This window comes from Flavobacterium sp. 38-13 (assembly GCF_001899155.1).
Taxonomy (GTDB): Bacteria; Bacteroidota; Bacteroidia; order Flavobacteriales; family Flavobacteriaceae; genus Flavobacterium; species Flavobacterium lindanitolerans.
The window spans coordinates 17,050-30,786 of the sequence record NZ_MKVG01000018.1; the positions used below are offsets into that span (position 1 = coordinate 17,050).

A 13,737-nucleotide genomic window follows, 5' to 3' on the forward strand; every position below is an offset into this window, starting at 1 on the left:
CTATAGACGGAAAGAAAAGAATTTCTTTGTTATCAGTACTATTCCCGCTTTTGCGGATTGTTTTAATCTTTTTAATAATCCCGAATGGTCTTCCATTCCCTAACCAAATTTGTAAACTTATGTATGTAGTTAAAAGAGACGGTCACAGAGAGCCGGTAATGTTTGATAAGATTACGGATAGAATTAAAAAATTATGCTACGGCTTGAACGATCTTGTAGATCCGGTAAAAGTAGCAATGCGCGTTATTGAGGGGTTGTATGATGGTGTTACAACTTCAGAGTTGGACAATCTTGCAGCAGAAACCGCAGCAGCAATGACAATTGCCCATCCGGATTATGCCCAGTTGGCAGCAAGGATAGCAATTTCAAACCTTCACAAGAATACCAAAAAATCGTTCTCAGAAACGATGAAAGAAATGTATTTCTATGTGAATCCAAGAACCAATCAGGAATCTCCGCTTCTTTCAGAAGAAGTATACAATGTGATTCAGGAAAATGCGGCTTTTTTGGATTCCCATGTAATTTATAATAGAGATTTCAACTACGATTATTTCGGATTTAAGACGTTGGAGCGTTCGTATCTGCTAAAAATAAACGGAAAAATTGTAGAAAGACCACAACACATGTTGATGCGTGTTGCCGTTGGAATCCATTTGAATGACCTGGATGCAGTATTGGAAACTTATGACCTGATGTCTAAGAAGTTCTTTACGCATGCAACGCCAACGTTATTCAATGCCGGAACTCCAAAACCGCAAATGTCTTCCTGCTTCCTTTTGGCAATGCAGGACGATAGTATCGACGGAATTTACGATACGCTAAAGCAAACAGCCAAAATTTCACAATCGGCTGGAGGAATCGGGCTTTCAATCCATAACGTTCGTGCCACGGGTTCCTATATCCGCGGAACAAACGGAACGTCAAACGGAATTGTTCCGATGTTGCGTGTTTTCAATGATACCGCTCGTTATGTAGACCAGGGAGGAGGAAAACGCAAAGGAAGTTTTGCTATCTATATCGAAACATGGCACGCTGATATTTTTGATTTCCTTGACCTGAAGAAAAACCATGGAAAAGAAGAAATGCGTGCGCGTGATTTATTCTTTGCCATGTGGACTTCGGACTTGTTCATGAAACGTGTTCAGGAAGATTCTACATGGACTTTGATGTGTCCAAACGAATGTCCGGGACTTTACGACGTATATGGTGAAGAATTTGAAGCGCTGTATACTTCTTACGAAGAACAGGGCAGAGGAAGAAAAACCATTAAGGCAAGAGAACTATGGGAAAAAATTCTGGAATCTCAAATCGAAACCGGAACGCCATACATGCTGTATAAAGATGCGGCAAACCGCAAATCAAACCAGAAAAACCTGGGAACAATCCGCTCTTCTAACCTGTGTACAGAAATCATGGAGTACACTTCTAAAGATGAAATTGCGGTATGTAACCTGGCTTCTATCTCATTGCCAATGTTTGTGGAAAACGGACAGTTCAACCATGAATTACTTTTCAACGTAACAAAACGTGTGACAAGAAACCTGAACAAGGTAATTGACAGAAACTATTATCCGGTTCCGGAAGCAGAAAATTCAAATATGCGTCACCGTCCGGTTGGATTAGGGGTTCAAGGTCTGGCAGATGCCTTCATTCTTTTGAGAATGCCTTTTACTTCGGATGAAGCTAAAAAATTAAACCAGGAAATCTTCGAAACGCTATACTTTGCTGCCGTTACGGCTTCGATGGAAATGGCAAAAGAAGAAGGAGCTTATTCTACTTTTGAAGGTTCGCCTATTTCACAGGGAGAATTCCAATACAATCTTTGGGGATTAAAAGACGAAGACTTGTCCGGTCGTTGGGATTGGGCATCTTTGAGAAAAGAAGTAATGGAAAATGGGGTGAGAAACTCATTGCTTGTAGCTCCTATGCCAACAGCTTCTACATCTCAGATTCTTGGAAACAACGAAGCTTTTGAGCCTTATACTTCAAATATCTATACAAGACGAGTGCTTTCAGGTGAATTTATCGTGGTAAACAAGCACCTGTTAGAAGATTTAGTAGAATTGGGTCTTTGGAATGAAGACCTGAAACAGGAAATCATGCGTCATAACGGGTCAATCCAAAACATTGATATCATTCCGCAGGATTTGAAAGAACTATATAAAACCGTTTGGGAAATGTCAATGAAAGATATTATTGATATGTCACGCCAAAGAGGTTATTTTATTGACCAGTCACAGTCGTTAAACCTGTTCATGCAGGATGCGAATTTTGCCAAACTGACTTCAATGCACTTCTATGCATGGCAGTCCGGATTAAAAACAGGAATGTACTATCTGAGAACCAAGTCGGCAGTTGATGCAATTAAGTTTACACTTAACAACGATAAAAAAGCAGAACCTGTAGCGGTAGAAACTGTGGCAGAACCGGCAATTGCTGTTGACGAATTCCGTGCTATGCTGGAGCGTTCCAAAAATGCAGAACCAGACGATTGCGAAATGTGCGGTTCTTAATAATAAACGTAATATCTATAAAAAACAGCCGTCAAATGATGGCTGTTTTTTTATACCAATAGTTTTAGTCTTAGTATATTTGCTTACAAAATCAGAATAGCTTGAGCACACTATATTTCAGAGATAGGGAAAATGTAAATTTAGAAGATGTTGTCTTTGAAACTTCTGTTGCCGGACAGGTGGAGCAGTTTTTGAAAGAACACCGTTTTTCAGAAATCCTTCATCAGTATGAACTTCCTGTCGCCAATAAAATTTTTCTTTATGGCAAGACCGGTTGTGGCAAGACCATGACAGCCAAAGCGATTGCAAAAGAACTGGACAAAAAGATTTTTATCGTAAACCTGTCAACAATAGTGTCTTCCAAATTAGGAGAAACGGCAAAGAACATCAATAACATTTTTAAGGAAGCCAATTACGAGAATTCCGTATTGTTTTTTGATGAGTTTGATTCTTTGGGACAAGTCAGGGACTATGATAATAAAGACAGCAGCGAAATGAAACGCGTTGTAAATGCCCTGTTGCAACTGATAGATAATTTTCCAAGAAACGCGATATTGATTGCCGCAACCAATCAGATTCAAATGATTGATGAGGCGTTGTTGCGACGTTTTGAACTTAAACTGGAATTTATATCACCATCAGAACAGGTTTTGGATGGCTATTATGATAAATTGCTGGCGCGCTATCCTGTGAAATATCAAAATGTGGAAAGGAAATACGGTATCTCTTTTTCTGAAGCAAAAGATTTTGTTTTCAGGCAGGTGAAAAACAATATTATCCTTGACGAAATGGCAAAACTGTCATAAAACAAACTAATTATTTACTTTAACCATAAACCAATGTCAAAACAAAAAAAAGGAGTTTATACCGGAATCATAGAAAAAGATGAAAACGGAAATTATTTCTGCGGTCCTTACCTTCTGGATTACCAATATACTGAAGCCAATTTTAAGATTGGGGATGAAGTAAATATCAAGTCGGTAATTGAAAATCCGAGCGATAAGACCCATAACCAATACCCAAAGAAATCCAAGAATTTCTTTTTGGCAAACCTGAAAGAATAATTTTCAAAAACAAATGGATAACAGAACTTCGAGACAGTTTAAGCTGGATAAAGATTTGAACGTAAGTCTGGGTACCCGACTTGCAAATTATTTGATAGACTATGTGTGTGTAATAGTGCTCATGTTTGCTATCCTGATAGGGTTGATGATATTTGCGGCTATTATTGGAAGTCAGGAACTTCTTGACCGTATCGGGAATATGAATAAGATAGAAGAATATGGTGTGGCAATTGTGTCCATACTGCTTTATTACAATATATTCGAAATCTTTTTTTCAAGAACCATCGGGAAATTTATTACTAAAACAGTAGTTGTCAATATAAATGGTGAAAAACCCGATACTCAGGAAATATTAGTGCGCTCACTTTGCAGGCTTATCCCTTTTGAAACTTTTTCTTTTTTGGGTGCGCCAAACAAAGGCTGGCATGACAGTATTTCCAAAACCTATGTTGTTAATAAAGAACTATTAGAAAAGAAAAAAGAACTGTTTTATTCTGTTGATGAAATAGGAAATAATACCAACGAATTATGATGAACTGGGAACAGCTTTTGTCTTTAAAAAAACAAGGCGACAAAGGAAAAAGATTACGAAAAGAACAGGACGATACACGTCTTGGCTTTGAAGTCGATTATGACAGGATTATATTTTCTTCCGCTTTCAGAAGCCTGCAGGACAAAACGCAGGTAATCCCGCTTTCCAAAACAGATTTTGTTCACACAAGACTCACACATAGTCTTGAAGTTTCTGTCGTTGGCCGTTCCATCGGAAGACTGGTAGGGAAACAGATTATTGAAAAATATCCGCATTTGAGTGAAGTTCATGGCTATCAGCCCAACGATTTCGGGGCAATTGTTGCGGCAGCTTCTCTGGCTCATGATATAGGAAACCCGCCGTTTGGGCATTCGGGAGAAAAAGCCATAGGCGAGTATTTTAAAACGGGAAACGGAAAACAGTTCCAAGAACAGCTTTCTGAAAAAGAATGGCAGGATTTAATCGATTTTGAAGGTAATGCCAACGGTTTTTCGTTATTGACGGCTTCGCGACCGGGTATTGACGGCGGTCTCAGGATTTCATATGCTACTCTCGGAGCGTTCATGAAATACCCAAAAGAATCACTTCCTAAGAAACCGACAAGCCATATTTCGGATAAGAAATACGGCTTTTTCCAAACCGATAAGGAGTTTTTCAAGGAGGTTGCGGAAGAGCTGGGCATGATACCTAACAAATCAGGAAATGATATTGGTTATGAAAGACATCCGTTAGCCTTTTTAGTCGAAGCGGCTGACGATATCTGCTATACGATTATCGACTTCGAAGACGGAATCAATTTGGGTCTGGTTTCGGAAGATTTTGCACTGGAATACCTTATCAATCTGGTAAAAGACAGCATCGATACCAAAAAATTCAATTCCTTAATTACTAAAGAAGACAGGATAAGCTACCTGAGAGCATTGGCCATTGGCAGTTTGATTAGTGATGTCGTAAAAGTATTCGTTGAAAATGAAGAATTGATACTTCAGGGGAAATTTCATCATGCCTTGACGGAAAAGAGCAAATATGTAGCCCAGATGAATGACATCATCAAATTGAGCATAAAAAACATCTACCAAAGCCGCGAAGTCATCGAAAAGGAATTGGTAGGCTATCAGATTATCCAGACTTTACTGGACAAATTTATTACGGCATTTAACAACCAGTTTCACGGAGAAGCATCGAATTATGACCGACTATTGCTGAAAATGCTTCCGGAAAAATTCCATGATGAGAAAAATGACCTTTACAAAAGGTTATTGCACATTTGCCATTACGTGTCACTACTGACTGATGGAAATGCATTGGAATTATTTAATACGATAAACGGACGTAAGAAACTGTAATAAGCCTAGAAGCTGTAAATCAAGCCCACACCAAGCATCTGCTTGAACTGTACTTTTGGTCCTACGGTAACCTGCTGGCCATTGATTTCTTCTTTAGCCTTGATGTCGTGGTCGTAAATCAGGTGGGTGTTGATATTGGCACGCACATATTTGTTGACAATAAAATCCAGTTGGACCTGCCAGTCAACGTCTATGTTCCCAAAATTGTTGATATAATCCGTGTAGAGATTCAGCTTGTTTTCTAAGTTGATGTTTTTGAACAGTTCCTTCTTATAGCCGCTGGTAAAAAGGAAACCAAGTTCCGTTCGAGAATTCTTACCATCTTCAATCTTTTCTCCGGTAACGGCATCATAAACCGCCTTCTGAACCCCAAAGGCTCCCTGGTCTGCCAGTCGTTGGTCTAAAACCAAAGTGTTCTTTAAAGTAAGAGGCGAGATATAAAGCTGCAGGTTATATTTCTTATTGTTATATTCGGCTCCGACCCCTAAAAAGGTGTAGGCTGGTGCAAATGGCTTGGAAATTGCCTTCTCAGTATTCGGATAGGCATAACCGCTGGTAAACTGCGTGTTAAAATTAAACTTCGCACTATGAAACCAGTTGGAAGTAGTATCTTTTCTATAACCAAAAGTAGAGTTGAACTGGAAAGCATCGTCTGTTTTTCTCAATTCCACACCATCCTGCTTGCTTACCCCATAACGTACGATTAATTCGTTAAGCCATTTTAGGTTACCATTCTCGTATTTTCGTGTAAATGTACCTTTTAATAGTCCGGAAATAGCACTGTTTCCCCCGGCACTCCAATTGACAAATGCAATTTCGTTTAAGTCAAATCCAACCACATTTTTCTTTTCCCAATGGGTAACAACTTTTTTAACAATAGCCGAATCTAGTTTTTTGGATTGAATAGTATCTACAGATTGGGCAAAAGACGATACAGAAAAAAATAAGAATAACCCTAAGGCTAAAGGAGATAATCTCATAACAGGCATATTAAATTTTAGGACAGTGCAAAAGTCAATAATTTCGACAGGTTTCAAAAATTATTTGCAAGTTTTTTGCATCTATTTTGCTATAACGTTGTAGTTCGCCAATACTTCCGTGCTCGATGAATTCATCCGGAATTCCTAAAGTCTTTATCCTTTTGGTATAATTGTTTTGAGCTGCAAATTCTGTTATAGCGCTACCGAAACCTCCTTTTGCTGCTCCGTCCTCTAAAGTAATAATAACGTCATATTTCTTAAAAATTGTATGAAGCACGATTTCATCTAACGGTTTTACAAACGGAAAATCATAATGCGAAAAGTCTTTTGGGCTGTCAATATTGGCTAAAGCGGGAATAACGTTGTTGCCAATGAATCCGGTAGAAAGAATAGCAATTCTATTGCCTTCTTTTAAAAGCCGGGCTTTCCCTATCTCAATCTTTTCGAAAGGTTTTTTCCAGTCGACAATCACTCCTCGGCCTCTTGGATACCGGATAGCAATAGGATGTTCCAGTCCAAGTTGTGCAGTATATAACATGTTCCGAAAAGCGGTTTCATTCATAGGCGCATAAATAATCATATTTGGAATACATCTCAAATAGGCTAAGTCAAAAACGCCATGATGGGTAGCACCGTCTTCACCAACCAATCCTGCGCGGTCAAGGCAAAAAATCACCGGAAGATTCTGTAAGGCTACATCATGAATTACCTGGTCATAGGCCCGTTGCAAAAATGTAGAATAAATAGTGCAATATACAATCATGCCCTGTGTTGCCATTCCGGCTGCCAGAGTCACAGCATGCTGTTCTGCAATTCCTACGTCAAAGGCACGTTTTGGAAAGGCATCCATCATAAATTTTAAGGAGCTTCCTGTTGGCATTGCAGGTGTAATTCCTACAATCTTTTCATTTTTTTCGGCCAGTTCCAATAGCGTCAGTCCAAAAACATCCTGAAATTTTGGAGGCAGATTTTCTTCTGATTTTGAGATAATTTCTCCGGTGAGCTTGTCAAATTTACCGGGTGCATGATATTTTACCTGGTCTTTTTCGGCCTGTTCCAGTCCTTTTCCTTTTGTGGTGATGATATGGAGAAATTTTGGGCCTTTTATACTTTTTAGCCGTTTTAATTCTTTGATAACAGCAGCAATATCATGACCGTCAATCGGACCCGAATAATCAAAATTCAGTGATTTTATCATGTTATTCTGTCTCGGGTTTTTTCCGTCTTTTACAGCGGTTAGATAGTTTTTTAAAGCACCTACGCTAGGGTCAATTCCTATAGCATTGTCATTGAGTATGACCAATAGGTTGGCATCTGTCATACCGGCATGATTTAATCCCTCAAAAGCCATTCCTGAAGCAATAGAAGCGTCTCCTACAACGGCAATATGGTGTTTTTCAAAGTCACCGTTAAGATTCGAGGCAATTGCCATTCCCAATGCAGCAGAAATTGCGGTAGAAGAATGTCCTGTGCCAAAAGTATCATACGGACTTTCGCTCCTTTTTGGAAATCCGGAAATACCGCCCCATTGTCTGTTAGTGTCAAAATTATCTTTTCTGCCGGTAAGGATTTTATGTCCGTATGCCTGATGACCCACATCCCATACCAATAAATCATCGGGCGTGTTGAAAACATAATGAAGGGCAATTGTCAATTCAATTACGCCCAAACTGGCACCCAAATGACCTTCTTTGACAGAAACAATATCAATAATGAAATCGCGAAGTTCGCCCGCCAAAACTGGCAATTCAGCTTCAGTTAGTTTCCTCAGGTCTTCAGGAGAATTTATATTTTGAAGGATAGTATAGCTCATTTCCGGATTAAAAATCAAATTTACGATATTGTTTTCTATTTTTGGGTTATGGAAAACAGCAACACCGACGAATATTTCATGAAAAAGGCACTGCAGGAAGCAGAAGCCGCTTTTGAAAAAGGAGAAATCCCTGTTGGGGCTGTTATTGTTGTTGAAAATCGCATCATCGCCAGAAGCCATAACCTTACGGAAATGCTGAACGATGTAACGGCACATGCCGAAATGCAGTCGATTACGGCGGCAGCCAATTTCTTGGGAGGGAAATATCTTAAAAACTGCACATTATATGTTACCTTAGAACCTTGCCAGATGTGTGCCGGAGCTTTGTATTGGAGCCAGATTTCCAGAATTGTTTTTGGAGCGAGAGATGAACAGAGAGGATATATGGCTTTAGGAACAAAGCTGCATCCAAAAACTGTTGTAGAATACGGTGTTTTAGAAGCAGAAGCTTCCAGTTTGATGAAGCGTTTTTTTCTGGAAAAGCGCAAATAAAATGTAATGGCTATCGGGAAGTTTACAACAGATAATGCTCAACATGAACTTTGCGGCTCTGCGGCTTTGCGTGAAATAGTAGCTCGCAAAGGCGCTAAGTCGCAAAACAAGGAAAAATATAAACTTATTGAAATTGGTTTGATATAAAGTTTTAAATAATCAATTAAAATTTCTTTCCCCCAAAGAAAAAGTAAGGCATGATTTTTTCTTGTTAAAAATTTAAAAATTAATCCTATATTTATTACAATAAAGACATGGCTTATTCAGTTATGCTGAAAATGTCACAAAGGACAAAACCTACGTTCAACTTCAAATCAATCATTCTATGAGAACTGGAAAACTAATACTATTGGTTTCGGTGTTTTTTTTATTAAATGCATGTAGAAAATCTTCGCCTGAAGATTTTGATTCGGATTTTTCGCTTTTTCGCGATTATGTTACCAGCTTCTCGTCGGGAATGATTTCCGCCAATTCTGATATTCAGGTGGGTCTGGCCTTTTCAAAGGCAGAATGGAAACCCAACCAGGAATTGGATGAAGATATTTTTGATATTTCTCCAAGTGTTGACGGTAAAGTGGTCGTATTGCCAAACAACATCCTGGCATTCCAACCAAAGAAAAAACTAAAGCAGGGTGAACAATATCAGGTTACGCTCCATTTGGATAAGTTGATTGAAGTTCCGAAAGAATTGTCCGATTTTAATTTTACGGTTAAAACAATCGAACAGGATTTCAAAGTTGAAGTCCAGGATTTACAGTCGTATACAAAAGACACCCAATTCCTGAACATGATACTGAAATCTGCGGATAATATGGATTTGGCAACAGCAAAAAAACTGGTGTCTGCTACGCAGAACGGTAAAGAATTGCCAATAAAATTTAATGAAAAAGGCAGTTCTCCAACGGAGTTTTCTTTTGTTATTGACCAGATACAAAGAGGTGACGATGATAGTAAAGTCCTAATCAAATGGGATGGCGACCCGGCGGATATCAACCAAAAGGGAGAAAAGGAATTTACAATTCCAGGCAAAAATAATTTTACCATTGTAGATGTAAGAATTGGAGATGAAAACAACCAGTCTGTCCGAATCAATTTTTCAGACCCGCTAAAAAAAGACCAGAATTTTAGTGGTTTGGTAGCTCTTGAAACAGTAGGTAATCTTCGTTATGCGGTAGATGGAAACGTATTGAAAGCCTTTTCAGATGTGGCTCTTGATGGTAAATTGCTGCTGGAGGTTTTTCAGGGAATTGAAAATACAGACGGCTACAAAATGAAAAAAGGCTATGCCGCAAAAATTACTTTCGAACAAATCAAACCGGAAGTAAGATTTGTGAAAAGTGGTACAATTTTGCCAAGTTCTCACAACCTGAAAGTAAATTTCGAAGCTGCCAATCTGAAAAAAGTGGATGTAAAAGTATACCGTATCTTTGAAAACAACGTACTCCAGTTTTTACAGGATAATGAACTGAATGGCAACTATGATTTGAGAAAAGTAGCACTTCCAATTGCCAAAAAAACTTTAGAACTAACCACAAACAAGCTTGCCAATTATAAAAAGTGGAACAGCTATTCTCTGGATTTGTCGACCTTAATCAAACCGGAGCAAGGAGCTATTTACCGTGTAGAATTTACCATCAAAAGGTCTTATTCTCTGTATACCTGCGATACTCCTGCGGAAGAAGAGCCGGTTGCTGAAGATGACGAGGAACCGGAAGATTTTTCCAGCTACGATTCCTTTGATTACGATTACTACGATTATGACTATAATTGGAATGAAAGGGATAATCCATGCCATAAATCATATTATTCCAACAATAAGGTAGCTACAAATATATTGGCTACAGATTTGGGTGTTATTGCAAAACGAGGCGAAAATGGTTCTTATTTCTTCGCTGTCAATAATATCGTAACTACTGAACCGGTTTCAGGTGCAACAGTAGAATTGTATAATTACCAAAAACAAAAACTGGTATCAGAAACTACTGATGGTGATGGTATAGTGAATTTTAGTACCGATAAAAAAGCATTTTTTGCCATAATAAAAAAAGACAAAAACACTACCTACGTCAAACTGGATGATGGAAACTCACAATCAGTGAGTAATTTTAATGTAGACGGAGAAGCACTCCAAAAAGGACTAAAAGGATTTATTTATGGAGAGCGGGGCGTGTGGCGTCCTGGCGATACAATCTATTTGTCGTTCATTCTCAATGATAAATCAAGCAGATTGCCTAATACACATCCAATTAAATTAAAACTATCTGACCCGAATGGAAAGGTAGTTTATCAGAAAGTTCAGAAATATACAGATAAGAATCATTACAAATTCGCTTTCAAAACACAGCCAAATGCGCCCACAGGAAACTACGAAGCGGTTGTTTCTGTGGGTGGAGCCCGTTTCTATAAAGCCGTAAAAATTGAAACCATTAAGCCAAACCGATTGAAAATCAAAAATGGGTTTGATGGAAAAATGCTGTCGGCCTTCCATAAAAACGATGCCAGGGTTGATGTAGCCTGGTTGCATGGAGCCGTTGCAAAAGATTTGAAACTCGAAATGCAGGCGAAATTTACGCAGCAAAAAACTACATTCAAGAATTATAGTAAATATGTTTTTGACGACCCGGCACGTAAATTTTCTACGGAAGAAGTAAACATTTATTCAGGAAAAATTGACGAAACCGGAAAAGCCAATGTCAGCATCCAGCCAAGATTACAGTCGCAGGCACCGGGAATGCTAAAAGCATCGTTTATTACTAAAGTGTATGAAAACGGAGGTGACTTTAGTACAGATGTTATCTCGGCAACTTATTCGCCTTTCCAAACTTATGTGGGTGTAAAAACTCCGGAACCAAACAAATACGGAATGCTTGAAACCGGAAAAAGCAATGCATTTGATGTAGTAACGGTTGATGAAAACGGAAGACCAAAAGCGGTTAGAAATCTGGAAGTAAGAGTCTACAAAGTAGATTGGCGCTGGTGGTGGGACGCTTCAGATGATTTGTCAAATTACAGCAGTTCCACTACAAATACTCCGTTCTATTCTCAGGTATTGAATACGGACGGTTCCGGTAAGGCCCGATTCCAGTTTAAGACAACCGACGATGAATGGGGGCGCTATCTTGTGCGGGTAACAGACCCTAACGGAGGACATTCTTCTGGTGAAACTGTAATGATTGACTGGCCAATCTGGTCCGGAAAAACAAGAAATACAAACGGTGCAGAAGCAAAAATGCTGGTATTCTCGGCAAACAAGGAAAAATACAATGTTGGAGAAAAAGCTATCGTTTCTTTCCCGTCAAGTGAAGGTGGACGTGCCCTGATTTCACTTGAAAGTGGTGCGCAGGTAGTCCAGACATTATGGGCAGAAAGCAAAAAAGGGGAAACACAGGTTGAAATACCGATTACCTCGAAGATGGCGCCTAATGTGTATATCCATATCACATTACTGCAACCCCATGCTTCTACAAAAAATGACTCGCCAATTCGTCTGTACGGAATTATCCCGATTGAAGTGGTCGATAAAAATACGGTTTTAGAACCGCAGATAGCCATGCCGGAAGTTTTAAAACCGGAGCAGAAAACGACAATAAAAGTAAGTGAGAAGAATGGAAAGGCAATGACCTACACCATAGCCATTGTTGATGAAGGATTGCTGGACCTTACCCGATTCAAGACTCCAAATGCATGGAACAGTTTCTATTCAAGAGAAGCCCTTGGTGTGAAAACGTGGGATATTTATGATGAAGTTATAGGAGCGTATGGCGGTAAGGTAAATCAGATTTTCAGTATTGGAGGTGATGAAGATTTAGGTGGTGGACAGGCTAAAAAAGCCAACCGATTTAAACCGGTTGTAATCTATCTCGGGCCTTATTCGTTGTCAAAAGGGCAAACAAAATCTCATGAAATTACACTTCCAAAATATGTAGGTTCCGTACGGACAATGGTGGTGGCAGGTGATGCCCAAACCAGTGCTTATGGAAGTGTGGAGAAAACAACTCCGGTCAGAAATCCGCTGATGATATTGGCATCATTGCCAAGAAAAGTTTCTCCGGGAGAGAAGGTAACCTTGCCGGTTACGGTTTTTGCAATGGAAAAGCATGTTAAAAATGTTACCCTACAATTGAAAACCAATAATGGCTTCCGTGTCATTGGAAACTCAAAACAGACCTTGTCGTTTGCACAGCCAGACGAAAAAATAGCCTATTTTGATTTAAATGTTGGCGATTTGACAGGAATCGGAAAAGTTACGGTAGTAGCGACTTCCGGAAAAGAAAAAGCCAGCTTTGATGTAGAACTGGATATCCTGAATCCGAATCCGGTAACGCAGGATTATAAAGAACTGATATTGGAACCAAACAGTTCCGGAACCATCAACTGGGATGCCTTTGGAGTAGCCGGAACCAATACGGCTAAACTGGAAGTGTCGGCATTCCCTTCAATGGATTTTAACAAGCGATTGGATTACTTAATCCAATATCCGCACGGATGTCTGGAGCAGACCACATCAAGCGTATTCCCACAATTGTATTTGGGCGATATTGCTGATTTGGATACGGCCAGAAAATCCAAAATCCAAAAGAATATTACGGCCGGAATCCAAAAACTGGCGCAATTCCAGTTAGCGAATGGAGGATTTGCTTATTGGCAAGGGAATCAGACTCCGGACGATTGGAGTACGACCTATGTTGGGCATTTCCTGATTGAAGCAGAGAGAAAAGGCTATGCGCTTCCTGCCAACCTGAAAAAGCAATGGCTTGCCTATCAGTCAAAAACGGCAAAACAATGGCGCTACAACGAAGGCTACCGTAATGATTTTGCACAATCCTATAGATTGTATGTATTGGCTTTGGCGGGTAATCTGGATTTGTCGTCGATGAACAGGCTTAGAGAAACTTCAGGAATTACGAACGATACCAAACTAAGGCTTGCGGCTACGTATGCATTGGCCGGGCAGAAAAATGTAGGAATGACATTGCTTGGACAGAGCAAAATAGACG

9 protein-coding genes and 1 pseudogene are annotated in these 13,737 nt (G+C 39.4%); 8 read left to right on the forward strand and 2 right to left on the reverse strand.

The annotated features are described in order from the left end of the window. The first annotated feature begins 119 nt into the window (after positions 1 to 119). The 5 genes from BGO88_RS12490 to BGO88_RS12510 all read left to right on the forward strand — a co-directional run bounded on the left by BGO88_RS12490 (position 120) and on the right by BGO88_RS12510 (position 5,455). Entirely contained in the window at positions 120 to 2,513 is a 2,394-nt protein-coding gene (locus BGO88_RS12490; RefSeq protein ID WP_101471196.1) for a ribonucleoside-diphosphate reductase subunit alpha, read from the forward strand. Between the two features lie 101 nt (positions 2,514 to 2,614). Continuing rightward, positions 2,615 to 3,319 (forward strand): AAA family ATPase, encoded by a 705-nt coding sequence (locus tag BGO88_RS12495; RefSeq protein ID WP_286707086.1) that lies wholly within the window; start codon positions 2,615 to 2,617, stop codon positions 3,317 to 3,319. A 33-nt stretch (positions 3,320 to 3,352) separates the two neighbouring features. After that, complete coding sequence (locus BGO88_RS12500) at positions 3,353 to 3,577, forward strand: hypothetical protein (RefSeq protein ID WP_056067886.1); 225 nt, start codon at positions 3,353 to 3,355, stop codon at positions 3,575 to 3,577. A gap of 13 nt (positions 3,578 to 3,590) precedes the next feature. Continuing rightward, positions 3,591 to 4,109, forward strand: a complete 519-nt coding sequence (locus BGO88_RS12505; RefSeq protein WP_286707087.1) for an RDD family protein — start codon at positions 3,591 to 3,593, stop codon at positions 4,107 to 4,109. After that, the gene (locus tag BGO88_RS12510) at positions 4,109 to 5,455 is read left to right on the forward strand and encodes a deoxyguanosinetriphosphate triphosphohydrolase (RefSeq protein WP_286707167.1); all 1,347 of its coding nucleotides are present in this window, start codon (positions 4,109 to 4,111) and stop codon (positions 5,453 to 5,455) included. The genes BGO88_RS12505 and BGO88_RS12510 overlap by 1 nt, the downstream gene beginning before the upstream one ends. 5 nt (positions 5,456 to 5,460) lie before the next feature. On the opposite strand, the gene BGO88_RS12515 is transcribed toward BGO88_RS12510, so the two are convergent. Both BGO88_RS12515 and BGO88_RS12520 read right to left on the reverse strand, forming a co-directional pair. Further along, complete coding sequence (locus BGO88_RS12515) at positions 5,461 to 6,435, reverse strand: DUF3078 domain-containing protein (protein ID WP_308130853.1); 975 nt, start codon at positions 6,433 to 6,435, stop codon at positions 5,461 to 5,463. A gap of 34 nt (positions 6,436 to 6,469) precedes the next feature. After that, positions 6,470 to 8,248, reverse strand: a complete 1,779-nt coding sequence (locus tag BGO88_RS12520) for a 1-deoxy-D-xylulose-5-phosphate synthase (protein WP_286707088.1) — start codon at positions 8,246 to 8,248, stop codon at positions 6,470 to 6,472. A gap of 48 nt (positions 8,249 to 8,296) precedes the next feature. Between BGO88_RS12520 and BGO88_RS12525 the strand changes: the two genes are divergently transcribed. From BGO88_RS12525 to BGO88_RS12535, 3 genes and pseudogenes are all read left to right on the forward strand, one after another. Continuing rightward, positions 8,297 to 8,740: a nucleoside deaminase gene (locus tag BGO88_RS12525; RefSeq protein WP_056067893.1), complete on the forward strand. Its 444-nt coding sequence runs from the start codon at positions 8,297 to 8,299 to the stop codon at positions 8,738 to 8,740. A 6-nt stretch (positions 8,741 to 8,746) separates the two neighbouring features. Continuing rightward, positions 8,747 to 8,887, forward strand: coding sequence for a hypothetical protein (locus tag BGO88_RS12530; protein ID WP_286707089.1), 141 nt, complete (start codon positions 8,747 to 8,749; stop codon positions 8,885 to 8,887). 211 nt (positions 8,888 to 9,098) lie between these two features. Further along, positions 9,099 to 13,737 (forward strand): annotated as a pseudogene (locus BGO88_RS12535) (alpha-2-macroglobulin family protein); the annotation flags it as partial.

Bases quoted from the DNA above. Each gene is read 5' to 3' on its own strand.
- BGO88_RS12490 (WP_101471196.1), top strand. From the start codon at position 120: ATGTATGTAGTTAAAAGAGACGGTCACAGAGAGCCGGTAATGTTTGAT.
- BGO88_RS12500 (WP_056067886.1), top strand. From the start codon at position 3,353: ATGTCAAAACAAAAAAAAGGAGTTTATACCGGAATCATAGAAAAAGAT.
- BGO88_RS12505 (WP_286707087.1), top strand. From the start codon at position 3,591: ATGGATAACAGAACTTCGAGACAGTTTAAGCTGGATAAAGATTTGAAC.
- BGO88_RS12510 (WP_286707167.1), top strand. From the start codon at position 4,109: ATGAACTGGGAACAGCTTTTGTCTTTAAAAAAACAAGGCGACAAAGGA.
- BGO88_RS12515 (WP_308130853.1), bottom strand. From the start codon at position 6,435: ATGAGATTATCTCCTTTAGCCTTAGGGTTATTCTTATTTTTTTCTGTA.
- BGO88_RS12520 (WP_286707088.1), bottom strand. From the start codon at position 8,248: ATGAGCTATACTATCCTTCAAAATATAAATTCTCCTGAAGACCTGAGG.
- BGO88_RS12525 (WP_056067893.1), top strand. From the start codon at position 8,297: ATGGAAAACAGCAACACCGACGAATATTTCATGAAAAAGGCACTGCAG.
- BGO88_RS12530 (WP_286707089.1), top strand. From the start codon at position 8,747: ATGGCTATCGGGAAGTTTACAACAGATAATGCTCAACATGAACTTTGC.